Genomic DNA, 23,145 nt, shown 5'->3' on the forward strand with positions numbered 1-23,145 from the left:
TGGCCGGCTGATGAGCATCCTCGTCGTCGGCAGCGGCATCGCGGGCCTCACCGCGGCGCTGCACGCGCACGAGGCGGGCCACGAGGTCACGCTCGTGACCAAGGGGGCGCTCGGCGAGGGCTGCACGCCTCTCGCGCAGGGCGGGGTGGCCGGCATCTACGGCCCCGGCGACTCGCCGGAGAGCCATGCCGCCGACACGCTGGTCGCCGGTTCCGGGCTCTCCGATCCCGCCACCGTCGAGGTCCTCGTCGCAGAGGGCGCCACCCGCATCGCCGAGCTCATCGCTCGCGGGGTCGCCTTCGACCGCGACGCCGACGGCACCCTCCTCCTCGGCCGCGAGGCCGCGCACAGCCACGCCCGGATCGTGCATGCCGGCGGCGACCAGACGGGTGCCGCGATCTCCTCGGCGCTGATCGCGGCGGTCCGCGCCTCGGGCGTGGTGCTTCGCGAACACGCCTTCCTCAGCGACCTGCTCGTCACGGACGGGGTGGTGCACGGCATCCGCCTGCTCATCGATGGACGCGCGGAGGTCTGGGAGGCGGATGCCGTGATCCTCGCCACCGGCGGCGCCGGCCGGCTCCACGCGCGCACGACGAACCCGGATGGCGCCACGGGCGACGGCATCGCCGCGGCGCTGCGGGCGGGGCCGAGGTCGCGGATCTGGAGTTCCTGCAGTTCCATCCGACCATCCTCGCGGCCCCCGGAGCACCTTTCCTGGTCTCGGAGGCCGTGCGCGGCGAAGGCGCCGTACTGCGCGATGCCGAGGGACGCCGCTTCATGCTCGACAAGCACCCGGACGCCGAGCTCGCTCCCCGCGACGTCGTCGCCCGCGCGATCGCCCGGAAGGCCGCGGCGCAGGGCGCGCCGGTGCTGCTGGATGCGACCGCGCTGGGCGCGGAGCGCCTGGCCGCACGCTTCCCGGAGATCTCCCGTGTCACCCGCGAGCGCGGCTTCGACTGGGCCCGCGAGCCGATCCCGGTGACGCCCGCCGCGCACTACCTCATGGGCGGAGTCGTCACCGACCTCGACGGACGCACGTCGCTTCCGGCCCTCTTCGCCGTCGGCGAGTGCGCCCGCACCGGCGTGCACGGCGCCAACCGCCTCGCGTCGAACTCACTGCTGGAGGCGGCCGTCTTCGGGGCGCGCGCCGCGGCGGCCCTGGGGAGTCGCCCCGACGTGGCGTCGGTCCGTGCGAACGCCCACCCCCGGTCGCCCCGCGAGGAGCGCAGCGACGAGACGAAACGTGGTGACCTTTCCGGTCAGCGCAACCGCGTTTCGACTCGCTTCGTTCGCGAGGCGACCGGAAGGGGTGCCCTCCAGCACCTCATGTGGGAGAACGTCGGCCTGCTCCGCACGGATGACGGGCTGTCTGCCGCCGTGGCGCAGCTCGACGCCTGGCAGGCGGAGGCGCGGCATCCGCTCACCGTCCGCGAGCACGAGGATGCGAACCTGCTGCTGCTCGCGGCGGCGTCCGCCCGGGCGGCCCTCGCCCGCACGGAATCGGCGGGGGCGCACTACCGCGCCCTTCACCCGGCTGCTGAGCCCGTCGAAGCACAGGGACCGACTCCTCACGAATCGCAACTGATCGGAGCCCGATGATGCTGACTCCCGCCACCATCGACCGCGTCGTCGCGGCGGCCCTGGAAGAGGACGCGCCCTGGGGCGACATCACGAGCGAGTACCTCATCCCGGAGAACGCCACCGCCGAGGCCGAGCTCGTCGCGCGCGAGGCGGGCGTCTTCAGCGGCGGCGCGGTGTTCACCGCCGCCTTCCGGCTGACCGATCCCGCGGTGAAGGTCGATGTGCTCGCCGAGGACGGCGAGTTCTTCCGGCCGGGTGCCGTGCTCGCCGTCGTGACCGGCCCTGCCCGACCGGTGCTGACCGCCGAGCGCATCGGGCTGAACTTCGTCCAGCGCATGAGCGGGATCGCGACCCTGACGAACCTCTACGTCGCCGAGGTCGCACACACCGGCGCCCGCATCGCCGACACGCGCAAGACCACGCCGGGTCTGCGCGCCTTCGAGCGCCATGCCGTCGCGAACGGGGGCGGACACAACCACCGCTTCTCGCTGTCGGATGCTGTGATGGCCAAGGACAACCACCTCGCCGTGCTCGCGCAGAAGGGCGTCTCGGTGACGGCGGCGCTGCAGGCCGCGATCGCGCGCCTCCCCCACACCACGCATGTCGAGGTGGAGGTCGACCGGCTCGATCAGCTCGAGGCCGTGCTCGCCGCCGGCGTGGGCACCGTGATGCTCGACAACTTCTCTCTGGAGGATCTGCGCCGCGGCGTCGAGCAGGTCGCTGGCCGTGCGACGGTGGAGGCCTCCGGCGGCGTGACGCTCGAGACCGTCCGCGACATCGCCGAGACCGGGGTCGACGTGATCTCGGTCGGGGCGCTGACCCACTCGGTGCGCAGCATCGACCTGGGCCTGGACGTGCGCATCACCCGGCGGGACTGAGCGTGCTCTATCTCGACAACGCCGCGACGACCCCGGTGCGCCCGGAGGTCCTGGCGGCGATGGCACCGTTCCTCGGGCGCGCCTTCGGCAATCCCTCGAGCCACCACACCGTGGGCGAGGAGGCCCTGGCCGCGCTGGAGGATGCGCGCTCGCGCGTCGCCCGGGTGCTCGGCATGCGGGCAGGCGATGTCGTGTTCACCTCCGGAGGCACCGAGGCCAACAACCTCGCGGTCAAGGGCATCCTGCTGGCCTCCGGACGCTCGCACCTGGTCACGACGCCGGTCGAGCACGAGTCGATCCTGCGATCGGCCGACTATCTCCAGCGCCTGCACGGGGTCGCGGTCACCTATATTCCGGTCGACACATACGGTCGGGCGACACCGGATGCCGTGGCCGCCGCGCTCCGGGAGGACACCGCGCTCGTGAGCCTCGGACACGCCAACAACGAGATCGGGACGGTGCAGGACATCGCCGCGATCGCGGCGGTCACCCGGGAGGCGGGAGTGCCGCTGCATGTCGACGCCGTGCAGTCGGCGGGGTGGCTCCCGCTTACAGGGCTCGGCGCCGACGCCCTCTCGCTCGCCGGGCACAAGCTCGGCGCCCCCAAGGGCACGGGCGTGCTCGCCGTGCGCGGGCGTGTGCCGCTCGAACCCCTGTTGCACGGCGGCGGGCAGGAGCGCGGGCGCCGATCCGGCACGCAGGACGTCGCCGGCGCCGTCGGCTTCGCGGTAGCGCTCGAGCTCGCCGAGAGTGAACGCGTCGCGGCATCCGATCACCTCACCGCGGTGCGCGACCGGTTCATCGCCGGCGTGCTCGACGCCGTCCCCCAGGCGACGCTGACCGGGCACCCGAGCGAGCGCCTGCCGGGAACGGCGAGCTTCACCTTCGCGGGCGTCAGCGGCGAGGCCGTGCTGCTGGAGCTGGAGCGGCGCGGGATCATCTCGTCGAGCGGATCGGCATGCGCCGCCGGCAGCGACGAGCCCTCGCACGTGCTCGTGGCGCTCGGCATCGCCCCCGAGATCGCCCAGACCTCGGTGCGCTTCACCTTCGGCCGCACGCCGGTGCCCGACGACCTCGCCGCACACGTCGCGGCGGCCGTCGCCGCCGTCACCGGGGTCTGAGCGCCGTAGACTCGCCCCATGCCCACCGCTCCGCTCGTGACGATAATCGTGCCCGGACGCGATATCGCCGCCTTCGCGCCCGACGCGATCGCGTCCCTGCGGACGCAGACCGAGCCGCGCTGGCGGGCGATCCTGGTCGACGACGGCTCGACGGATGCCACGGGCGCGGTGTTCGCAGACGCCGCGGCATCCGATCCCCGCTTCACCGTGCTCACCCACGAGGCCTCGCGAGGCCTGGGCGCCGCCCGCAATGCCGGGCTCGCCCTCGTCGACACCCCGTTCCTGGGGTTCCTCGACGGAGACGACGAGCTCACGCCCCGGGCCCTCGAACGGCTTCTCACCACGCTGCAGTCCAGTAGCAGCGACTTCGCCGTCGGCGCCTATGTGCGCTCGCGCCTGAACGGCGGCCGCTACGAACCCGGACGCGTCCAGCCCTGGGTGGCCGCGAGCACCGCTCCCGCGCGCCTCGGCACGACCGTCCATGCGCACCCCGCCGCATCCGGGAACATCGTCGCCTGGTCCAAGCTCAGCCGCAGCGACTTCTGGAGGGAACGTCGCTTCCCGGAGGGCGTCGCCTACGAGGACCAGATCGTCGCGCAGGAGATGTACACGCAGGCGCGCGCCTTCGACGTGATCCCGGACGTGGTCGTGCACTGGCGCGTGCGCGAGGACGGCACCTCGATCACCCAGGGCAAGGGCAGGCTCCCCGTGCTGTGCGACTACCTCGCGGCGCTCCGGGGCGGCATCGACGTGCTGCACGAGGCGGGGGCATCGGATGCCGTGGCCGCCCGCATCGCCCTGATCCTCGCGATGGACGTGCCACCGCTGGAGGAGATCGCCGCGGCGCATCCCGACCCCGCCTACGCCCAGACCCTCGAGGCGTTCCTCCAGGACCTGCGCGCGCTCCCCGAGTCCGCCGCCGTACGCCCCGATCCCACCCTGCGCACCGCGCTCAGCTGGTGACAGCCTCCGGAGACCCATGAACGCCTATCTCGAAGAACTCTTCTCGCTCGACGGTCGCACCGCCGTGGTCACCGGCGGCAGTTCGGGCATCGGTCGCGGGATCGCCACGGCGCTCGCTCAGGCGGGCGCGCGCACGGTCGTGCTCGCCCGCGGCGCGGACCGCGTCGGCACAACGGTCCACGAGCTGCGGGCCGTCTCCGGCGAGGCCTCCGGCGTGGTCGGCGATCTCAGTACCCGCGAGGGCATCCGCGCCGCCGCCGAGGCGGTCTGCGAGCCCTACGGCGAGCCGGACATCCTGGTCAACTCCGCGGGCATCAACGTCCGCCCGCCCTTCGCCGAGATCACCGAAGGCGATTGGGACGCCACGATGACCGTCAACGCCCTGGCGCCCTTCCTCCTGGGGCAGCGCTTCGCGCCGCGGATGGCGGCACGCGGCTATGGGCGACTGATCCACATCAGCTCGCAGCAGGCGCACCGGGCCTTCGTCGGCAGCGGCGTCTACGGGGTCTCCAAGGGCGCCCTGGAGTCGCTCATGCGATCGGAGGCGGAGGCCTGGGGCGGGACCGGTGTGACGAGCAACACCCTCGTGCCGGGGTTCGTGCTCACCCCGCTCAACGCGCGCCTCCAGGATGACCCCGAGAAGGTCTCCGCCCTCGCCGCACGCACGATGATCGGGCGCAACGGGGTTCCCGGCGACTTCGCCGCGGCCGCCGTGTTCCTCGCCGGTGCCGGGTCGGCCTACGTCACGGGCCAGTCCCTCTTCGTCGACGGAGGACTCTCCGTCCACTGAGGCGGATGCCGCGGCTCACCCCTCGTCGGGATACACCCGCGCATCGGGCCGCGGCGCGGCGAGGAAGGTCACGGCGGCGGTCATGGTCGACACCGCGTCCTCCACCGCCGAACCGGCCGGCGCCTTGTCCGCGCGGCGATCCGGCAGCGGGGCCGGCTCCTGCCCTTCCTCCATGCCCTCGATGCGCGAGGCGGCCATCTGCTGCGCGGCGAGCTCCGCGTAGAGCCCGCCCGCCGCCAGCAGCTCGGCGTGCGTGCCGGACTCGACGATCTGGCCGGCCTCGATGACGTGGATGGTGTCGGCGCCGATCACCGTCGAGAGCCGGTGGGCGATCGACAGCGTCGTGCGCCCGCGGGCCGCGGCGTCCAGCGCCTCCTGCACGACGCGCTCGGAGACGGTGTCGAGGGCGGAGGTCGCCTCGTCCAGCAGCAGTACCGGCGGATCCTTCAACAGCACCCGCGCGATCGCGATGCGCTGCTTCTCGCCGCCGGAGAGCCGGTATCCGCGCTCGCCCACGATCGTGTCGTAGCCGTCTTCGAAGCCCGCGATGATGTGGTGGATGTTCGCCGAGGTGCACGCCGCGATCATCTCCTCCTCCGTGGCCTCGGGCTTCGCGTACAGCAGGTTCTCCCGGATCGTCGCGTGGAAGAGGTAGGTCTCCTGCGACACGATGCCGACGTGGTCGATGATCGACTCCTGGGTGAGCGTGCGCACATCGGCGCCGGAGAAGAGCACCGCGCCGTCAGAGGCCTCGTACAGCCGCGGCGCGAGATACAGCACCGTGGTCTTGCCCGCACCCGAGGGGCCGACGAAGGCGACGTGCTCCCCGGGCGCGCCACGAACGACACCCCCTGCAGGGTCGCCCGCGCCTCGGGCGAGGCGTCCGGGTACCGGAAGACGACGTCCTGGAACTCGATCTGCCCGACCGGGCCGGGCGCGTCCTGGACCGTGGCGGCATCCGGGGCGTCCTGGATCTCGGGCACCATGTCCAGGTACTCGAAGATGCGGGCGAACAGCGCCGCCGAGGTCTGCAGGTCCAGCGCGACGCGCATGAGCCCCATGAGCGGTTGCAGCAGTCGCGCCTGCACCGTCGTGAAGGCGACGATCGTCCCCGCGGTGATCGCCCCGGCACCCCGGCGATGAGATACCCGGAGACGAGGTAGATGACCGCGGGAACGGATGCCATGAGCACCTGCACGACGGCGAAGAAGCCCTGGCCGCTCATCGCCCGGCGCACCTGGAGCTTGACCTGGTTGCGGTTCTCCTGCTGGTAACGCGCGGACTCGGTGCGCTGCCGGTTGAACGCCTTCGAGAGCAGCATGCCCGAGACGCTCAGGGTCTCCTGCGTGATCGCGGTCAACTCGGACAGCGACTCCTGGGTCTCCCCCGCGATGCGCGCCCGCACCTGACCGACGCGGCGCTGCACGAAGATGAGGAAGGGCATGAGCACGATCGCGATGATCGTCAGACGCCAGTCGATGAGGATCATCGCCACGAGCGAGGCGATGACGGTGACGACGTTGCCGAGGATGCTCGTGACCGTGTTCGTCAGCACGCCCGAGACGCCGCCGACGTCGTTCTGCAGACGCGATTGGATGACTCCGGTCTTCGTGCGGGTGAAGAAGCCGAGCTCCATCGCCTGCAGGTGCTCGAAGAGCTTCACACGCAGATCGCCCGTGACGCTGTTGCCGACCGTGGAGGTCAACCACGTCTGACCGACGCCGAGGATCGCCGAGAAGAGGAAGAGGCCCACCATCGCCAGCACGAGCTGAAGCAGCAGCGTGAGATCGGGCGAGCCCCCGTCGACGGGGAACAGCGCGTCGTCGAAGATGCGCTGGACGATCAGCGGCGGGATCACGGCGACGGCCGCCCCCACCATGACGATGAGACCGGTGAGGATGATGCGGCCCTTATAGGCGGAGAACAGCCCCACGACACGCTTACCGAGGTTCTCGACCTTCGGGGCCTGTGCGTTGGCCTTCCGCTGCGCGGCCTCATCGATGCCGCGCATCCCGCGTCCGCCGCCCATTCCACCCATGCTCATGCCCGCCAGCCTAACGACCGGTGGCATCCGTTTTCCCGGATCCGGGAATCGGACGCCGCATCCGCACGTTATGCTGTGAGGCTTGCCCTCGTGCACTCCGGTCGATGCGCGCTCTCCGATCCGCGCTGCGGTGCTCACCCCGACCACGAACCTGCCGGGCCATCCGCCGACACGACGATCCGCTGAGGAGAACCCATGACCACCGATACCGGATCGACTCCCGTTCAAGGCCGCCCCGCGGCATCCGACGCCCACCCCAGACGGGCTCGACGGGTCTCACCTCCGGCGAGACCCGCGTGATCTGGTTGCTCCTGGCGGCCGCCTTCGTCGCGATCCTCAACGAGACGACGATGGGGATCGCGATCCCGCACCTCATCGGCGACCTCGGGATCACGGCGGACGCCGCGCAGTGGATCACGACCGCGTTCATGCTGACCATGGCGGTGGTCATCCCGATCACGGGATTCCTGCTCAAGCGTTTCACCACGCGGCAGATCTTCATCGCCGCGATGACGCTGTTCTCCGCCGGGACGCTCATCGCGATGCTCGCACCCGGCTTCCCCGTGCTCCTGGTCGCCCGTGTCGTACAGGCCTCGGGCACGGCGATCATGATGCCGCTGCTGATGACGACGCTCATGACGGTCGTGCCTCCGCACGCGCGCGGGCGCATGATGGGACGCGTCAGCATCGTGATGGCGCTCGCCCCGGCGATCGGCCCGACGCTGTCCGGGCTTCTCCTGGACACGGTCGGCTGGCGCTGGATCTTCGGCGTCGTGCTGCCGATCGCCCTCTTCTCGCTCGCGGCCGGGGCGAAGTGGATCCAGAACCTCGGCGAGACGACGCATGCGCCGATCGACGTGCTCTCCGTGATCCTCTCGGCCTTCGGCTTCGGCGGGATCGTGTACGGTCTCAGCCAGATCGGCGGCGCGGCCGCGCACGGTGCTGCGGGTGCCGCGTCGGATGTCGGGAACGGCGCCGTGGTGGGCCTGATCGTCTCGCTCAGCATCGGGCTCGTGGCGCTGGGGCTGTTCCTGTGGCGGCAGGTGCTGCTGCAGCGCGTCGATGACGCCCTGCTGGATCTGCGCGTCTTCCGCTCACGCAACTTCTCGCTGTCGGTCGCGCAGCTGGCGCTCATGTCGCTGGCGTTCTTCGGTGCGATCACCGTGCTGCCGCTCTACATGCAGAACGTCCTGGAGTTCACGGCGCTCGATGCAGGGCTGGCGGTGCTGCCCGGTTCTCTCCTCATGGGTCTGCTCGGCCCCGTGATCGGCCGCATCTACGACGCGCGCGGCACGCAGATCCTGCTCGTGCCGGGCGCGATCATCGTGGTGGGCATGCTGTGGTTCTACACGACCTTCGGCGAGAACACCTCGATCTGGCTCGTCGCCGGAGCGCAGACGATCCTGTCGATCGGGCTCGCCCTGTCGTTCACCCCGCTGTTCACGGCGGCGCTCGGGTCGCTCGAGCCGCGCTTCTACTCCTATGGCAGCGCGGTGGTCGGCACCGTGCAGCAGGTCGCCGGGGCCGCGGGCGTGGCCCTCATGATCACGGTGATGTCGGCGGTGCAGACCCGCGCCGAGGCCTCCGGCGCCTCCGCTCTCACGGCGGGGACCCTGGGCGCCCAGGCGGCGTTCACGATCGCGGCGGTCATCGCCATCCCGCTCATCGTCGGCGCGGTGCTGATCCGCAAGCCCGCCGACAGCATCGGCGCGCCGCCCGCGCACTGACCCGGAAGGAGCAGCCATGCCCGCATCCGATTCCGCCTGGCGTCCGGTGTTCGCCGCGCTCGCGAACGAGGCGACCCGTCGCGTCTATGCCGAGATCGTGCTGGGGTCGGATGCCGCGGGCTCAGACCTCAGCCCGTCGCGCCGCCGGCACGCGCTGGATGCTCTCGCCAAGGCGGGACTCATCGTCGCCGAGAGCGACGGCTGGATCGTCGGCGAGGTGTTCACCGAGGTGCTCGCCTCCGCGCCGAGACCGCCGCGGCGGACGGGCGTGGAGAGATTCCTCACCGCCGAAGGCCGCATCGACCGCTATCCGGCGAACCTCGGCGAGCGCGAAGAACTACTGCGACATGTGGTCGCGCAGGCGCTCGAGCCGGGTGAGGTGCTGGACGAGGCGGAGATCAACGAGCGGCTGTCGCGCTTCAGCGACGACACCGCAGTGCTGCGGCGCTACCTCGTGGACGCCGAACTGCTCGAGAGGACGGCGTCCGGCTCGCAGTATGCGAGGGTCCGGACGCCGTAGGCCGTGGCCGGGGTCAGCCGCAGCTGGTTCCGCCGCAGCAGCTCGCGCCCTCGGCGGGGCGAGGAGGTTCTTGTCGTCGCTGACCGGCTGGAGCGGCTGGACGGGGGTGGTCGAAGTCGAAGTCGTCATGCCCCCATGTTACGCCTGGTCGCTGACGTACGGCGCGCAACCCCCTTTCCCGCACCGCGCATCGCGCGCAGACTCGAAGGCATGAACGACACCGATCATGCGGCCCGCCCTGAAGACGGCCGCGACGAGACTCCGAACGAACGCGCGGACCGCAACTGGGACGAACTCATGCAGGAGCTTCGGGTCATGCAGACGGGCACACAGGTGCTCACAGGATTTCTGCTCGCGGTGGCCTTCCAGCCGCGCTTCGCCGAGATGGACGAACTGCAGCGCACGATCTACATCGTCCTCGTCGTTCTGGCGGCGGTTGCGACCGTCCTGTCGCTGACGCCGGTCGGCCTGCACCGGATGCTCTTCGGCACCCGGCGCAAGCCCGAACTCGTGCGCTTCGCCTCGCGGATCGTGACGATCGCGCTCGTCGCGGTCGGCGTGCTGAGCATCGGGGTGACGACCCTCATCGTCGACTTCACGCTCAGCCGTCCCGCAGCGGTGGTCACGGTCGTCCTCGGCGCGGTGACCGTCGGGGCGCTGTGGGTCGCGCTCCCCCAGATCGTGCGCCGGGTGGGCCGGTGAGGAGGCGTCAGCCCAGCCGCACGAACGACCGCAGCGGCGCGGGTTTCACCTCGTGCACCTCGACGAAGCCGCGCGACTCGTAGAAGGCGCGCTGGCCGCCTTCCGCATCGGTGAGGAGGACCAGCTGGCGGATGCCGGCGGCATCCGAGATCACCCGGTCCAGCAGCGCTCCGCCGACCCCCGACCTCTGCGCGTCGGGGTGGACCAGGATGTCCTGGAGGTAGACGATCGTGTGGCCGTCGGAGATCGTGCGTGCGAGTCCGACGAGCCCACCCGCATCGTCTCGGGCGGTGAAGACCGCGTACGATCCCCGCAGAGAGGCCATCAGGCGATCGGCGTCGTCGGTGTACGCGCCCCAGCCGACCGCCGCGTACAGCGCGAGCACCTCCTCGCGGGAGGGCAGCTCGCCGGCGATCGTCACGGTCACGCCGACGATTCTTTCACGCTCGCGATGGGCGGCGGTTCGGACGCCGCTGGCGGCACGCTCTCGCCCTGCAGCCGCGCCAGACGCCGCTCGAGACGCACATCGCCCCACTTGATGAAGACGATGCCGGCGATGATCACCGCCCCACCGATCAGCTGCCGCGGACCCAGCTCCTCCGAGAGGATGATCCAGGCCGCGATCACTGAGAAGGGCACCTCGAAGAGGTTGACGAACGAGCCGACGGTCGCACCGATGAGGCGCAGCCCCACGATCCCGCACACGTAGGCGCCCACCGTGAAGACGATCAGCAGCACGGTGGGGACGAGCCAGGAGACCCGGATGCCGGCGAAGTCGAGGCCATCGAACACGACCCGGGTCGGCATGACCTGCATCAGATTGATCACCGCGATCGCGAGCGCCCCGATCCCCATCCCCAGGCCCGTCAGCCCGATCGGCGGCAGAGCGATCGTCTGGTTCGCCGACACCAGGAAGTAACCGGCCAGGCATGCCGCCGCGGCGAGCGCCAGGGCGACGCCCCACCAGCTGAGGGTTCCCCGCCCACCCGAGCACGAGGACGACGCCGACCACCGAGATGAGGATCCCGAGGAAGGTCAGCGTCGCCGGTCGGATGCGGGTGCGCCACCACAGCCAGAGGACGATGAGCACCGGCGCCCCCATCATCTCCAGCATGATCGCCACCGCGACGCTGAGATGCTCGACGGCGAGGAAGAAGAACGCCTGCACACCGGCCATCGATACGACGCCGTAGGCGACGACCGTCTTCCAGCCTCGTCGGACCTCGCCCCAGCGACCGCGCAGGGCGATGAGGCTGGGGATCAGCAGGATGAGCGAGGCGCCCGTGAGCCGGACGAGCACGACGGCTCCGGGCGTCCACCCGATCGAGTAGAGCGCCTTGGCGACCGGCCCGGAGACGGCGAAGAAGAACGCCGACAGGACGACGAAGGCGAAGCCGATGACGGCGCCGAAACGTAGTCGCATGCTCTCTCTCCGTACCCTTTCATAGCGAATTAGCTCATGTCTTTGGCAACCGTAAGACATGATTGTCACTGCTTAACGCACTTTAGCCCATGTCTCGCTAGAATGGGAGTCATGGATCTCAGCTACGACGTGCGCACGAACCTGCTCGCTCTGGTCGATCTGCTCAACTCCTCCCCCGACGTGAGCGGCGAGGACTCCTTGGCAAGCCCTCAGGACCTCGTCGATTTCGCCGCCCGCCACGGATTCAGCGGCGACATGCACGCCACGCCGCTCGACGTGGCCGCGATCGGCACCCTGCGGGAGCGCTTCGAGGTCGCTCTGGACGACGAGATTCCCCCCGTCGCCGACGCCATCAATCAGACCTTCGAAGAAATCCGCACCTTCCCCCAGCTCGTGCGGCACGAGCCCTGGGATTGGCACATCCACTTCACGCGCGGCAACGCACCGCTGAGCGAGCGGATCGCCGCCGACATCGTGCTCGTGCTCATCGATCTGATCCGCGCCGGAGACCTCTCCCGACTGCGCCGCTGCGCGGCATCCGACTGCACGGCCGCCCTCGCCGACCTCACCCGCAACCGCTCCAAGCGCTACTGCGATGTGCGCAACTGCGCGAACCGCACCAACGTCGCCGCCTACCGAGCCCGCCGCGACGCCGGAGCCTGACGCGCCGGGGCACTCGGACCGCCGAAGGTGTGAACTCCCTCCGAATCACCCCCTCCGGGTTGAAGCACGCGCACAGGTCGTGAATCGTGGCCCGGACATGTTCCGACCGGGACGTGTCCGCCAGCGAAAGGAGAGCCTCGTGCTCACCCTGACCGACAATGCACGCGCCGTCGTGGCCTCTCTCGTCCACAACGAGGAGAAGGGGTCGGATGCCGGACTCCGCATCGAATCGTCGATGGCCACCGCCCCGAGACCGAGCAGCGATTCGCGGTGAACATCGTCGCCGCTCCCGAGCCCGCCGACGAGGTGATCGAGACGCCGGAGGCGCGGGTGTTCCTGGAGAAGCACGCCGCCGAAGCCCTCACCGACAAGGTGCTCGACGCCGGCGTCGACGATGCGGGCGCGGTGAACTTCACCCTGCTGCCGCAGCCCTGAGCGCTCGGAGCATCACCCCTGCGCCGAGTGGGCCACACGCGCGGCCCACTCGGCCAGCAGCGTCCGGACGACCACGGGCTGGTCGAGATGGACGTTGTGCCCCGCGTGATCAAGCACCGCGAAGGTGGCATGCGGGAAACGGACGGCGAGCGCCCGCTGATCCTCGAATCCGACGACGGCATCCTGCCGCCCGGCGACGATCAGCACGGGGCGGTCGTAGCCGTCGAGCCGTTCGTCGGGGAGCTCCGCCAGCGCGTAGCGCGCGGAAAGACGTTCCGCGGCATCCGGATCACCGGCGCGCAGGCCGGGCAGCACCGCCTCCTGGAACGCGGCCCAGTTCGCCTCGGACTGCACGACCGCGATCTCCTCATAGGCCGCGCGGTCGACCGGATCGAGACGGGCGAGCAGCACCGGGTCTTCGACGAGCACGAGCGGGTCCGGCAGGATGCGATTCTCGCGCACCGAGTCGACGACCGGTGCGAGGAGGGCGAACCCGAGCACCTGAGCGGGGCGGCGTGCGGCGAGGTCGCGTGCGAGCAGCCCGCCGAGCGAGTTTCCGACGATGGCGAACGGCGTCGCCCCCAGCACCTCCTCGACGAGGGCGTCCAGCCAGCCGGCGATCTCGGGCAGTCCTCCCGGGTCGGTGAGGGCGGGAGTCCTGCCGAACCCCGGAAGGTCCGGGTAGATGCGCTCCCATCCGTCGAACAGGTCATCGAGGCCGAGCAGGTACCGGTGGTCGACCGCGTTGCCGTGCACGAACAGCAGCGGGGTACCGGTGCCGCGTCGGAGAATGTGCGCTGTACGCGTGTCCGCCTGCTCGGTCATGTCAACGAGGTTAGCCCCGCGGCCGATCCGTGAGGCGCCCCGGTGAGGGCGTCGTCGCGATGTACAGCCAGGCGCGCCCGGGCGCATAGTCGATATCGCGGACGTCGTGCACCGCGAAGCCCGCGTCCTGCAGCGCCGCCTCGATCGCCTCACGCGAACGGAACCTGAGCGTCGAGACGGAGTCGTATCGTGCACCGTCCTCGTAGAAGACGACCGGCACGGCATGCGTCGTGAGCTCGCCGTCGACGCTTCGCAGTTCGGCCCAGGTCTCCACGAGCCCCGCTCCGGGGACCTCGACGGTTCCGCGCGTCCGTTCGGGCGTCCATCGCTCCCACCCCCGGTCTTCGGGTCGACGCGCCTCGAAGACGATGACCCTCCCGGGCGCAGCGCGGCATGAGCTGCACGGAGGACCTCGCCGAAGGCTTCGTCGGTGAGGAAGACCTGCGCCACGTTCGCCGTCATGGTGACGGCATCCACCTGCATGCGCGGGAGATCCGCCGCGGTGCCGACGATCCAGGTGACGTCGTCGGCTCCCGGCTTGCTGCGCGCGACCTCCACCGAGGCCTCAGCCGGGTCGAGGCCGGTCACACGGAGACCCCGCTCGGCGAGCCGCAGCGCGAACACTCCGGTGCCGCATCCGATGTCGAGGACGGATGCCGCCCCGAACTCGTCCCGGACGACGCGATCGTACATGTCGAGGTCCACGCGTTCCGCGTCCAGCGCGTCGTACACAGCCGCCAGCCGCGGCACGCGGAACTCGCCGTCGATGATCTCGGTCGTCATGTCACCGCTCCTCGCTCCCCCGGTCCCCGTCGATGTCGCCGTCGATATAGAACCAGCGCCCGCCCTCCCGGACGAAGCGCGACCTCTCGTGCAGAATGCCGATGCCCCCGCCGTCCTCGAGATAGGTCGCACGGAACTCGACGACGCCCGCGTGGTCGTCCGGACCGCCATCGACGGTGTCGACGATCTGAAGACCACGCCAGCGCGGATTGTCGGCGAGGTCGAGGTGTGTGGGCCGTGTAGACGGATGCCACGTGCGCAGCAGCCATGCGGCATCCGCTCTCCGGAACGCCTCGAACCGTGAGCGCATGAGCTCTTCTGCGGTCTCGGGTTCGGCGCTCATCGGATCAGTGGTGGATGACGGCCTTGAGCAGCACGATGACCCCGCCGAACGTGGCGGTGATCAGCGCGCTGAGCAGCCGATGCCAGACATTGCGCGTCCAGCGCGCGACCGCGAGCCAGCCGAGAGCACCGAGCAGCACCGTGTCGACGATCAGAGCGGTCCAGATCGCGGTCTCATCGCTGAACACGCGGATGACGCCGAGGAACAGGATCAGCAGCGGGGCGACCGAGGCGAAGAGCATGCCCTGGGAGTGGTGGGCGGCAGCTCGTATGCTGGCGCGCAGGTTGCCGTCGGCGCCGTCCTTCGCCAAGCGTGCGAGTGTGCCCGCGTAGACGTGAGCGGCGAAGAAGACGATGACCGTGACCACCACCGTCAGCAGCGCGTTCATCGAAGTGCCGACGAGGCTGTTGCTGACCACGATCATGCCCGAGACCAGGATGAGGCCGTACACGGCTTCCTCCGTGATCAGGACGCGGCCCACGCGGCGGGCGACGTCTTCGCTCTCGGTCATCCTCCCATGCTAGAGCGAACGCGGGTCGGATCAGGAACGTTCGTCGAGCGCGAGCGCATCGATCGCGGCGACGTACACCCACGCCTCTGCTCCCGATGCGAGCCTCGCCCGCACGCGCACGTAGTCGTCGACCTCGTACTCGTCGGCGCGGGCGAGCTGGGCGTCGTCGAGCACGAGACACGCTCCGGGCACGGCGTCGCCGGGCACACCGGGCCGGAGGATCGGATGCCGGTCAGAGCCGCTCGTGGAGATGACGGCCGGATCCGTGATCGTCACCCAGTCCAGACGCCACCCCGGCAGCGCGTCGTCGGTGGTCGGGACCGGCCCGCCGAACAGCTCGCGCTGCACCTCCGCCTGTCGCAGCGTGCCGTAGGAGAACAGATGATGGGCCACGCCGATCAGTCCCAGTCGAGGTATTCCTCGATGATGACGGCGGCATCGATCGGATGGGTCACCGGGAACAGGTGATCCGCGCCCTCGAGCGTCTTGATGCTCGCGCGTTCGGGTGCGGTCGCCTGGAGACGCTCCGCGTGGCCGGCGGGCGTGACCTCGTCGGCGGTGCCCTGGATGATCAGCACCGGGATGAGCGGCGCGAGTGCGATCTGCTCATCCTCGACGCCGAGCAGCAGGAGCCCGTTGACACGATCGGTGTGGTCTGCGGCGAAGACCCGTGCGGCGGTGCCGCCCGCACCGTGGCCGCCGATCCAGCTGTCGGCAATGCCGAGGTCGTCGATCACCGCGAGCGCGTCGTCGGCGCGTTCCTGAGCGGTGTCGGCGCCCGGACGCGCCCCGACCCGCACGACGCGGAAACCGGCCTCTTCGGCCAGATAGTGCGAGATGACGCCGAGCCCGTCGGCTTCGAGGCTGCGCGCCGAGATCAGCGCCAGAGTGACGGGGCCTTCGCCCTCATCCACATAGGGGATCGCGCGGCCGTCGGGGTCAGAAGTCTGGATCTCTGTCACGGCTTCCAGCCTAACGGGGACTCGTCGTACTCACGGCGAAGATATCTCGGCGCCTGCACCCGCCAGGCCTCGATCACGAGCTCGCGGAGATGGTCGGCGTCGATCGCCGCCATGCGGAAGGCGACCTTGGGCTCGCCCCACCGCGTCGTCGAACGCAGGAAGACTCCTGGCTCCATCTCGACGAGCGCGAGCGCATCGTCGGGTTCGGCGACCTTCACCCCGACGACGAGTTCGCGGGCGATGATCTCTCGCATGTCCTCCGCGATGCTCGGCCACGGGTGACACTCCCAGGCGAAGAGCTTGCGTCGTACGAACCAGGCCGCACCGCCCGTCATCGCGCGCTCCTCGCTGCCGGGCAGCTCTGCGGTGATACGGCGCAGGTCATCGAGGGTGGGCATGACCCGAGACTAAGTCACCCCTCCGACACCGAGTCCCTACGGATGTCAGGAGATCTGACGGATGCCGGATGGCGCGCCGGAGAATCGTCCGACAGACGTAGGGACTCCCGACATCCGTGGCTCACGCGATCTCCGCTTCGATGTAGCGCGCCGCGGCGGCAGCGCCGTCTTCGTCGCGGAACGCCTGCGCCACGCGGGCGGCCGCGGCATGGACGCTCTCGTCGGCGAGGATGCGCTCGACGGCATCCGTCAGATGACGAGTGCCTGCCTGCTTCGGCGAGAGCGCGATCGCATTGCCCTGTGCGACGCACTGGTCGATGTTCCAGACCTGCTCGGGCTGCAGCCCCATCCCCACGAAGGGGATGCCGGTCGCGCATGCCGTCTGGACGGTGCCCTGCCCGCCGTGCAGCACGGCCGCGTCCACGAGACCGCCCAGGCGGTGCGCGGGGAGGAGGTCTGTCACGTGGACGTTCGCGGGCAGCCGGTCTTCGGGATCGAGATAGTGCCGGATCGGCGCCACGACGTTCACCGGCAGCTCACTCAGCCTCCTCGCCGCGGCCAGGGCGAGGTCGCGGTGCGCCGACGAGCCGAGGCCCAGGTAGACGAGCGGCTTCTCCTCGGCCGCGAGCTCCGCGACGACCGACGGGAGCTCGCCGTCGAGGTGCGCGAAGATCGGGCCCACCCGGGCGTAGCCCGGTGGGAGCGAGAAACCCTCCAGCTCCCACGGCATGACCGTGAGCAGGTTGTGGTCGGCCTCGAGCAGCGACACGACGGTGCGCAGCGGGGGCACGCCGTTCGCGGCGGCGACGCGAGCGAAGGCCTTCGGGGCGAGCGGCGCGTGGTTGTACGCCCAGCGCAGCAGGCGTGTTGCCACCGCGTCGGCGGCGCGGGCAACGCCGTTCGTCCCGCGCACGAGGCCGAGCCGGCCGGCCTGTTCCACCTGCGGGCGGGTCAGGGCGAAGGGAACGGGGTAGAACAGGGGCACGCCTTCGGCACGCGCTGAGATCATCGACGTCGGATTCGTGCCGATGACCACGGCCGCGGCATCCACCTCGCGAATCAGGCGCCGCTCGGCGTCGACCCGCGCCGCCACGAGCTCGTCGGTGAAAGGGCTCCGAAGCGTCTTTCCCTGGTCGAAGCGCAGCGCCTGCACACGCTCCGCCTCGGTGAAAGCCGGTTCGCTCGGGCGGTACTCGAAGCCCGCCTCGGTGATGAGATGCGCGAAGTCAAACTCGTAGCCCTGGAACACGGCACGATGCCGGGGGTCCAATGCCCGGGCGACCTCGATCATGCGCGTCACCTCGGCGAGGTTGAACGTGATCGGGCAGAAGACGATCGTGCTCACGACATCTCCTCGCTCCCCTGGGCTCGGATCCGTCCGGTCGCCGGGCCTCGGGTCACGCCTCCGCGGGGCGCCCCGGGTCCAGGTCGTCCAGATCGAGCGGCGGCGGCGGGAATCGGTGCACCTCCTGGGGCCAGTCGAGCGCGACGGCAAGGCGCCCGGCCCAGTACCGGGCGGCCTCATCGTCGGCGACGTCCACGACAGTGAAGCCGCCGAGGTGCTCCTTGGTCTCGACGTACGGACCGTCGGAGAACACCGGTTCGCCCTCTTCCGCCTCGACGCTGCAGATCGCAGTGGACTCGTCGAGTGCTCCGTTGCCGTACACGAAGACGCCGGCGGCCTTCATCTCCTCGATCACGGCCAAGCTGGCCACGGCCTTCTTGCGCAGCAGTTCGAGCGTGTGGGTCGGCACCCACTCGTCGTTGAACGCGATCAGGTATTCCGCCATCGTCGTCTCCCTTCCGTCCTGACCAGGGTCATCACGGCTCCGGACGCGCAGCAGCCCCGGCGGCTCCTGCTCATCCACTCCACGAACGCCGATGCCTTGATACGACATCATCTCGGAGATTCTCTCCAGAATCGAGACGGACTCATCGCCGACGCCGCGGCAGGTCTTGGTCACCCGCGACGGGACATCGCGCACCGCTTCGGCCGCGGCGTCCGCCCAGGTCTTACACGTTGAAACGGAGCTCGACCGAGTTACGTCACGGATAGGCATCACGGCCTCCCGATCGCCCCTTAGAACACGAGCGGGACAGTGAACCCGCCCGAGAAGAGAACTGCCCCCAGACCGACGACCGCCAGTCCAACGAGCACGATGTGCGAGAGAGCGCGCATCCACCCCCACTGCTGCCCGGCGCGCGCCGTGAGAATCAAGACCATCGTCGGCACGATCATCAGACCGCCGAACAGCAAGGCGGGCGAGACACGCACATCAGGAGCAGGGCACGGATTCGCCAGCGCGCATAGCGTCGGAATGCCCTGCGACAGCCACATCAGCAGCCACGTCGCGAGCAGGATGACAATTGCCGGCAGCCACCTCGCTGTCAGTCCCAGACGCTGTGCTTCGACATGCTCCACATCGCCACTCTGGCAGAAGCGAAACGAATGGGCTACACGTTAAATCTGAACTCCACCGTGTCCCGTTGCGAAAGGCATCACGGGCGTCCGTGCTGGTCATGTGGCCGGGTCACACTACTCGCACCGGCTTAGGAGAACTCCGAAACCCGGACGAGCGGGGGCAGTGCCACTCCCCGTGAGAACGCTGGGCTTGGGCGCATAGAGGCGGAGCGTCATACCGAGCAGCCCGAGCGGGGAGGGCAGCCAGTTCGTTTCCTTCCCCGGTCCCGGGTTCCGGTGTTGGATGTAGATGTCGAGCGAACCGTCGGCGTTGTACACGAGCGGATCGCGGTCGCCGATCGCGAAGCGGTTCAGTTCGTTGGCCACCTGGAACCCTTCCGCGTCATACATGGTCAGCGACCAGAACGCATCGACCGGGGGCAGGTGTTCTGCCTCGAAGTGGATGACGTAGTCGTTCTCGCCCACGGGGAGCTCACCCGCGGCGTCCCGCACGTTCACCGGGTACACCGCATCCTCTGGCTGGTTCGCACCGAGCCCGACGAATGCCGTGACGGCGCGCTTGAGGTAGTCGTTGCCGTAGACCCCGATGCCGGTCGTATAGAGTGCCCAGCCGTTGTCCATCTTGCCGAGCAGCGGCACATACTTCGGGTACGACTGCAAGGTCGCGCGCACGCCCTCACCGAGCGCGACGAGCTCGTCCTCGCTGAACCTCGAAGGGTCGAAGTCTTCGCCGGGCGTGATGCCGATCCGGCGGATGCGGGCGAGCACCGAGCCGTCAGTGAGGTGCGGGGGTGGACCTTCAGCAGCCGCATCGCGTAGGCGAAGAAGTCGACCGCACTGAGCGTGTTGACGATCGTGAGCGGCTCCTGCGTCATGTCGATTCCCGAGGGCAGGTCGGCAATGTCTGCGTGCACTCGAGCATCCCCGCCATCGATCCGCTCGATGCGCAGGTCGTCCTGGAAAGCGTTCACCGCGGCGAAGTCCGCCGGCCCATTGGTCTGGGTGCGCCCGATCGCCCAGACATACACCGTCGGTGCGGGGATGTGCACGCATTCGTCGGGGACCTCGCCCGCCCATCCCGGAGGGGTGAGTACGAGCGACTGGGCCCCGGTGCCGGTCGTGCGCGCACCCGGCGCGGAGAAGACGTCGGTCCACATGTCCAGCAGCGGCAGAAGGTAATACCGTCCCCCGAGTCAGGCACGCGGATGATGACAGGCCCATCAGTCAGATCGAACCACGCTGACGAGTACAGCGTGTCGAAATTCGGCCGCACGACATCGCGGAACTCAGCGGCCGGAAACGTCCGCACATGCGCGAACGCGTTCGGGTCACCGTGCATGTCCTTCGGCTGCCCGTCAGTGAGCTGCGCGCGTGTGATGTCCATCGTCACGAGCGGATACAGGTACGTGAATGCCTCGCCGGCGAGAGCGTGGATCTCACTACGGGAAAGGCTGCTGCTCATTCGCGCTGCTCCTAATGTCGATGTGGGTCGTACACAGCATTCTCGCCCACCGGTGGAACATAACACGCCCACCGCCCGCCCCATGTGAGAGCGCCGCACTCCGCCCAGGGCGTCACACGTTGAAGCGGAACTCCACCACGTCGCCGTCCTGCATGACGTAGTCCTTGCCCTCCATGCGGGCCTTGCCCTTCGCACGCGCCTCGGCGACCGAGCCGGTCTCGACGAGATCGTCGAAGGAGATGACCTCGGCCTTGATGAAGCCCTTCTCGAAGTCGGTGTGGATGACGCCGGCGGCCTGCGGGGCCTTCCACCCCTTCCCGATCGTCCAGGCGCGGGCCTCCTTGGGCCCGGCGGTCAGGTAGGTCTGCAGGCCGAGCGTGTCGAAGCCGATGCGGGCGAGCTGATCCAGACCCGATTCGTCCTGGCCGGTCGAGGCCAGCAGCTCCGCGGCATCCTCCGGGTCGAGATCGATGAGCTCGGACTCGATCTTGGCGTCGAGGAAGATCGCCTGCGCCGGGGCGACGAGGGCGGCCAGCTCGGCCTTGCGCTCGGCATCCGTCAGCACCTCCTCGTCGACGTTGAAGACGAAGATCACGGGCTTGAAGGTCAGCAGCCCCAGCTCGCGGATCGGCTCCAGGTCGATGCCCGACACCGAGAGCAGCTCACCGCGCTCGAGCGCCTCCTTCGCGGCGTGCGCCGCGTCAAGCACGGCAGGCTCGAGCTTCTTTCCGCGCACTTCCTTCTCGTAACGCGGCAGGGCCTTCTCGATCGTCTGGAGATCGGCGAGCATGAGCTCGGCGTTGATCGTCTCCATGTCGGATGCCGGATTCACATCGCCGTCGACGTGCACCACGTCGCCGTCGGAGAAGCCGCGCACGACCTGGGCGATCGCATCCGCCTCACGGATGTTCGCCAAGAACTGGTTGCCCAGCCCCTCCCCTCGCTGGCACCGCGCACGATGCCGGCGATGTCGACGAACGACACCGTTGCCGGGAGGATGCGTTCGCTTCCGAAGATCTCGGCGAGCACCTTCAGCCGGGGTCGGGCAGGTTCACCACGCCGACGTTCGGCTCGATCGTCGCGAACGGATAGTTCGCCGCGAGCACGTCGTTCTTGGTGAGTGCGTTGAAGAGGGTGGACTTGCCGACGTTGGGCAGGCCGACGATGCCGATAGTGAGAGCCACGGGATGACAGTCTACCGGCGCGGTGGCGTACGGTTGTCTGATGCTCCGACGCCTCATCGCCCGCATCTACTGGGCCTTCAGCCGCTGGTCGCTCGTCGGCGACGAGGTACCCGCGCGGCCCACGGTGCTCATCGGCGCCCCGCACACCTCGAACTGGGACTTCGTGCTCATGCTCGGCATCGCCTGGCGACTGGGCATCGACGTGCACTGGCTGGGCAAGAAGAGCCTGTTCCGCGGCTGGCGCGGACCGCTCATGCGGCGGCTCGGCGGCATCCCGGTCGACCGCTCCGACCCCAGCCGCGTCGTCGGCGAGGTCATCTCGCAGGTGGAGTCCGGCGACGTCTTCGGGCTCGTGGTCACCCCGACGGCACGCGCGGCGACAACACGCACTGGAAGTCGGGCTTCTACCGCATCGCCCGCGAGACCGGCATGCCCGTCACCCTCGGCTACGTCGACCGCACGACGATGACGACCGGGCTCGGCCCCACCATCGAGCTGACCGGCGACGTCGCCGCCGACATGGATCGCATCCGCGCCTTCTACGCCGACAAGGCGGGCCTGCGGCCGGAGCTGCGCACCGAGCCGCGGCTGCGCGAGGAGTAGCGAGCCGTCTGCAGGAGGGTGACGGCTGTCTGCAGGAGCGATCGATCCACAGAGCCTCCACAGCCGCCGTAGAAGCGCTGAAAGCGGCGACGCTCCTGCATACGGCGACACTGCTCCTGCATACGGCGCGCCTCGGGCGGAAGACGACAGGAGCAGGAGAGGGTGGGAACGTGGCCCTGGACTTCACCGCGATCGACTTCGAGACGGCGAACTCCTCCCGTGCGTCCGCCTGCTCCGTCGGGCTCGTGCGCGTCCGCGCCGGCCAGGTCGTCGCGACCGCGGGCTGGCTGATCAAGCCCCCGCCGGGGCATGACGAGTTCCACACCTGGAACACCCGGATCCACGGCATCCACGCCGAAGACGTCGAGCACGCCGCGACCTGGGAGGAGCAGTTCGACCGGCTGACCTCGTTCGCCGGCGCCGATGTGCTCGTCGCACACAACGCCGGCTTCGACCTGAGCGTCCTGCGCCTCGCCTCGGAGGTCACCGGTCTCGCCTGTCCGCCCTATCGGTCCCTCTGCAGCCTCCAGGTCGCCCGCAAGGCGTACGATCTCGATTCCTACAAGCTGCCGTCCGCCGCGGCCGCCGCCGGCTTCGGTGAGTTCGCACACCATGACGCGCTCGCCGACTCCCGCGCCTGCGCCCAGATCGTCATCGACGCAGCACGCCGTGCCCGGGCGCAGGACGTCGACTCCCTCGCGCTTGCCCTGGGGATCCGGGTGTCGGATGCTGCAACATCCGACAGAATGGTTGCATGACGGCATCCGACCAGGGCTTCAGCGACGAGGTCATCGAGGGAACCTTC

General features: G+C 69.6%; 24 protein-coding genes and 6 pseudogenes. 14 read left to right on the plus strand and 16 right to left on the minus strand.

From position 1 onward, the window contains the following. Positions 1 to 10: 10 nt before the first annotated feature. The 6 genes and pseudogenes from KAE78_RS18180 to KAE78_RS01200 all read left to right on the plus strand — a co-directional run. Positions 11 to 1,059, plus strand: a pseudogene (locus KAE78_RS18180) (L-aspartate oxidase); the annotation flags it as partial. Between the two features lie 267 nt (positions 1,060 to 1,326). Next, the gene (locus KAE78_RS18185) at positions 1,327 to 1,599 is read left to right on the plus strand and encodes a hypothetical protein (protein ID WP_223172360.1); all 273 of its coding nucleotides are present in this window, start codon (positions 1,327 to 1,329) and stop codon (positions 1,597 to 1,599) included. Next, positions 1,599 to 2,459, plus strand: coding sequence for a carboxylating nicotinate-nucleotide diphosphorylase (gene nadC / locus KAE78_RS01185; protein ID WP_223172361.1), 861 nt, complete (start codon positions 1,599 to 1,601; stop codon positions 2,457 to 2,459). Before KAE78_RS18185 ends, nadC begins: the two co-directional genes overlap by 1 nt. Positions 2,460 to 2,461: 2 nt before the next feature. Beyond that, on the plus strand, positions 2,462 to 3,580 hold the full coding sequence (locus tag KAE78_RS01190; RefSeq protein ID WP_223171426.1) for a cysteine desulfurase family protein: 1,119 nt from the start codon (positions 2,462 to 2,464) through the stop codon (positions 3,578 to 3,580). An 18-nt stretch (positions 3,581 to 3,598) separates the two neighbouring features. Further along, positions 3,599 to 4,543, plus strand: coding sequence for a glycosyltransferase family 2 protein (locus KAE78_RS01195; RefSeq protein WP_223171427.1), 945 nt, complete (start codon positions 3,599 to 3,601; stop codon positions 4,541 to 4,543). Between the two features lie 16 nt (positions 4,544 to 4,559). After that, on the plus strand, positions 4,560 to 5,333 hold the full coding sequence (locus tag KAE78_RS01200; protein WP_223171428.1) for an SDR family NAD(P)-dependent oxidoreductase: 774 nt from the start codon (positions 4,560 to 4,562) through the stop codon (positions 5,331 to 5,333). Positions 5,334 to 5,348: 15 nt separating this feature from the next. On the opposite strand, the pseudogene KAE78_RS01205 reads toward KAE78_RS01200, so the two are convergent. Next, positions 5,349 to 7,371: pseudogene (locus KAE78_RS01205) on the minus strand (ABC transporter ATP-binding protein). 248 nt (positions 7,372 to 7,619) lie between these two features. Here KAE78_RS01205 and KAE78_RS01210 point away from each other — a divergent pair. The 3 genes from KAE78_RS01210 to KAE78_RS01220 all read left to right on the plus strand — a co-directional run bounded on the left by KAE78_RS01210 (position 7,620) and on the right by KAE78_RS01220 (position 10,326). Next, positions 7,620 to 9,104 (plus strand): DHA2 family efflux MFS transporter permease subunit, encoded by a 1,485-nt coding sequence (locus KAE78_RS01210; RefSeq protein WP_223172362.1) that lies wholly within the window; start codon positions 7,620 to 7,622, stop codon positions 9,102 to 9,104. A 16-nt stretch (positions 9,105 to 9,120) separates the two neighbouring features. After that, positions 9,121 to 9,624: a DUF2087 domain-containing protein gene (locus KAE78_RS01215; protein ID WP_223171429.1), complete on the plus strand. Its 504-nt coding sequence runs from the start codon at positions 9,121 to 9,123 to the stop codon at positions 9,622 to 9,624. Between the two features lie 210 nt (positions 9,625 to 9,834). After that, entirely contained in the window at positions 9,835 to 10,326 is a 492-nt protein-coding gene (locus KAE78_RS01220) for a DUF6328 family protein (RefSeq protein ID WP_223171430.1), read from the plus strand. Between the two features lie 7 nt (positions 10,327 to 10,333). Here the strand turns inward: KAE78_RS01220 and KAE78_RS01225 are convergent, their stop codons facing one another. The 3 genes and pseudogenes from KAE78_RS01225 to KAE78_RS01235 form a co-directional block, all read right to left on the minus strand. Then, positions 10,334 to 10,753, minus strand: a complete 420-nt coding sequence (locus KAE78_RS01225; RefSeq protein WP_223172363.1) for a GNAT family N-acetyltransferase — start codon at positions 10,751 to 10,753, stop codon at positions 10,334 to 10,336. Beyond that, the gene (locus tag KAE78_RS01230) at positions 10,750 to 11,235 is read right to left on the minus strand and encodes an EamA family transporter (RefSeq protein WP_262927698.1); all 486 of its coding nucleotides are present in this window, start codon (positions 11,233 to 11,235) and stop codon (positions 10,750 to 10,752) included. Before KAE78_RS01230 ends, KAE78_RS01225 begins: the two co-directional genes overlap by 4 nt. A gap of 139 nt (positions 11,236 to 11,374) precedes the next feature. Then, positions 11,375 to 11,809 (minus strand): annotated as a pseudogene (locus KAE78_RS01235) (EamA family transporter); the annotation flags it as partial. Between the two features lie 51 nt (positions 11,810 to 11,860). Between KAE78_RS01235 and KAE78_RS01240 the strand changes: the two are divergent. The 3 genes from KAE78_RS01240 (at position 11,861) to KAE78_RS01245 (ending at position 12,847) form a co-directional block, all read left to right on the plus strand. Next, positions 11,861 to 12,412 (plus strand): CGNR zinc finger domain-containing protein, encoded by a 552-nt coding sequence (locus KAE78_RS01240; RefSeq protein ID WP_223171431.1) that lies wholly within the window; start codon positions 11,861 to 11,863, stop codon positions 12,410 to 12,412. Between the two features lie 139 nt (positions 12,413 to 12,551). Then, positions 12,552 to 12,686 carry a hypothetical protein gene (locus tag KAE78_RS17095; protein WP_262927699.1) on the plus strand — a complete coding sequence of 45 codons (135 nt, stop codon included), beginning with the start codon at positions 12,552 to 12,554 and terminating at the stop codon, positions 12,684 to 12,686. Then, positions 12,683 to 12,847, plus strand: a complete 165-nt coding sequence (locus KAE78_RS01245; RefSeq protein ID WP_223171432.1) for a hypothetical protein — start codon at positions 12,683 to 12,685, stop codon at positions 12,845 to 12,847. The genes KAE78_RS17095 and KAE78_RS01245 overlap by 4 nt, the downstream gene beginning before the upstream one ends. Before the next feature lie 12 nt (positions 12,848 to 12,859). Here KAE78_RS01245 and KAE78_RS01250 read toward each other — a convergent pair whose 3' ends face one another. The 12 genes and pseudogenes from KAE78_RS01250 to ychF form a co-directional block, all read right to left on the minus strand. After that, on the minus strand, positions 12,860 to 14,455 hold the full coding sequence (locus KAE78_RS01250) for an alpha/beta fold hydrolase (protein ID WP_223171433.1): 1,596 nt from the start codon (positions 14,453 to 14,455) through the stop codon (positions 12,860 to 12,862). 1 nt (position 14,456) lies between these two features. Continuing rightward, positions 14,457 to 14,798: a YchJ family protein gene (locus tag KAE78_RS01255; RefSeq protein ID WP_223171434.1), complete on the minus strand. Its 342-nt coding sequence runs from the start codon at positions 14,796 to 14,798 to the stop codon at positions 14,457 to 14,459. 4 nt (positions 14,799 to 14,802) lie between these two features. Further along, positions 14,803 to 15,309: a hypothetical protein gene (locus KAE78_RS01260; RefSeq protein ID WP_223171435.1), complete on the minus strand. Its 507-nt coding sequence runs from the start codon at positions 15,307 to 15,309 to the stop codon at positions 14,803 to 14,805. Positions 15,310 to 15,339: 30 nt separating this feature from the next. Then, entirely contained in the window at positions 15,340 to 15,702 is a 363-nt protein-coding gene (locus KAE78_RS01265) for a gamma-glutamylcyclotransferase family protein (RefSeq protein ID WP_223171436.1), read from the minus strand. A gap of 5 nt (positions 15,703 to 15,707) precedes the next feature. Next, positions 15,708 to 16,271, minus strand: coding sequence for an alpha/beta fold hydrolase (locus tag KAE78_RS01270; RefSeq protein ID WP_223171437.1), 564 nt, complete (start codon positions 16,269 to 16,271; stop codon positions 15,708 to 15,710). Then, positions 16,268 to 16,669, minus strand: coding sequence for an MmcQ/YjbR family DNA-binding protein (locus tag KAE78_RS01275; protein WP_223171438.1), 402 nt, complete (start codon positions 16,667 to 16,669; stop codon positions 16,268 to 16,270). The genes KAE78_RS01270 and KAE78_RS01275 overlap by 4 nt, the downstream gene beginning before the upstream one ends. Before the next feature lie 121 nt (positions 16,670 to 16,790). Continuing rightward, positions 16,791 to 18,014 (minus strand): glycosyltransferase, encoded by a 1,224-nt coding sequence (locus KAE78_RS01280; RefSeq protein WP_223171439.1) that lies wholly within the window; start codon positions 18,012 to 18,014, stop codon positions 16,791 to 16,793. 52 nt (positions 18,015 to 18,066) lie between these two features. After that, entirely contained in the window at positions 18,067 to 18,459 is a 393-nt protein-coding gene (locus KAE78_RS01285; protein WP_223171440.1) for a YciI family protein, read from the minus strand. Positions 18,460 to 18,749: 290 nt separating this feature from the next. Next, the gene (locus tag KAE78_RS01290) at positions 18,750 to 19,091 is read right to left on the minus strand and encodes a hypothetical protein (protein ID WP_223171441.1); all 342 of its coding nucleotides are present in this window, start codon (positions 19,089 to 19,091) and stop codon (positions 18,750 to 18,752) included. Positions 19,092 to 19,205: 114 nt separating this feature from the next. After that, on the minus strand, positions 19,206 to 19,859 hold the full coding sequence (locus KAE78_RS01295; protein ID WP_223171442.1) for a DUF1214 domain-containing protein: 654 nt from the start codon (positions 19,857 to 19,859) through the stop codon (positions 19,206 to 19,208). Positions 19,860 to 20,089: 230 nt separating this feature from the next. After that, positions 20,090 to 20,637, minus strand: a pseudogene (locus tag KAE78_RS19175) (DUF1254 domain-containing protein); the annotation flags it as partial. Positions 20,638 to 20,665: 28 nt separating this feature from the next. Next, positions 20,666 to 21,737 (minus strand): annotated as a pseudogene (gene ychF / locus KAE78_RS01305) (redox-regulated ATPase YchF). Positions 21,738 to 21,777: 40 nt separating this feature from the next. Here ychF and KAE78_RS01310 point away from each other — a divergent pair. Together KAE78_RS01310 and KAE78_RS01315 are read left to right on the plus strand one after the other, a co-directional pair. Further along, positions 21,778 to 22,340: pseudogene (locus KAE78_RS01310) on the plus strand (1-acyl-sn-glycerol-3-phosphate acyltransferase). 170 nt (positions 22,341 to 22,510) lie between these two features. After that, positions 22,511 to 23,098, plus strand: a complete 588-nt coding sequence (locus KAE78_RS01315) for a 3'-5' exonuclease (protein ID WP_223171443.1) — start codon at positions 22,511 to 22,513, stop codon at positions 23,096 to 23,098. Positions 23,099 to 23,145: the final 47 nt, after the last annotated feature.

The sequence above is a fragment of the Microbacterium sp. NIBRBAC000506063 genome (assembly GCF_017968845.1).
Classification (GTDB): Bacteria; Actinomycetota; Actinomycetes; order Actinomycetales; family Microbacteriaceae; genus Microbacterium.

Coding starts and splice junctions, on each gene's coding strand:
- KAE78_RS18185 (WP_223172360.1), top strand. CDS start 1,327: ATGTGGGAGAACGTCGGCCTGCTCCGCACGGATGACGGGCTGTCTGCC.
- nadC (WP_223172361.1), top strand. CDS start 1,599: ATGCTGACTCCCGCCACCATCGACCGCGTCGTCGCGGCGGCCCTGGAA.
- KAE78_RS01195 (WP_223171427.1), top strand. CDS start 3,599: ATGCCCACCGCTCCGCTCGTGACGATAATCGTGCCCGGACGCGATATC.
- KAE78_RS01200 (WP_223171428.1), top strand. CDS start 4,560: ATGAACGCCTATCTCGAAGAACTCTTCTCGCTCGACGGTCGCACCGCC.
- KAE78_RS01215 (WP_223171429.1), top strand. CDS start 9,121: ATGCCCGCATCCGATTCCGCCTGGCGTCCGGTGTTCGCCGCGCTCGCG.
- KAE78_RS01220 (WP_223171430.1), top strand. CDS start 9,835: ATGAACGACACCGATCATGCGGCCCGCCCTGAAGACGGCCGCGACGAG.
- KAE78_RS01240 (WP_223171431.1), top strand. CDS start 11,861: ATGGATCTCAGCTACGACGTGCGCACGAACCTGCTCGCTCTGGTCGAT.
- KAE78_RS01250 (WP_223171433.1), bottom strand. CDS start 14,455: ATGACGACCGAGATCATCGACGGCGAGTTCCGCGTGCCGCGGCTGGCG.
- KAE78_RS01255 (WP_223171434.1), bottom strand. CDS start 14,798: ATGAGCGCCGAACCCGAGACCGCAGAAGAGCTCATGCGCTCACGGTTC.
- KAE78_RS01260 (WP_223171435.1), bottom strand. CDS start 15,309: ATGACCGAGAGCGAAGACGTCGCCCGCCGCGTGGGCCGCGTCCTGATC.
- KAE78_RS01275 (WP_223171438.1), bottom strand. CDS start 16,669: ATGCCCACCCTCGATGACCTGCGCCGTATCACCGCAGAGCTGCCCGGC.
- KAE78_RS01285 (WP_223171440.1), bottom strand. CDS start 18,459: ATGGCGGAATACCTGATCGCGTTCAACGACGAGTGGGTGCCGACCCAC.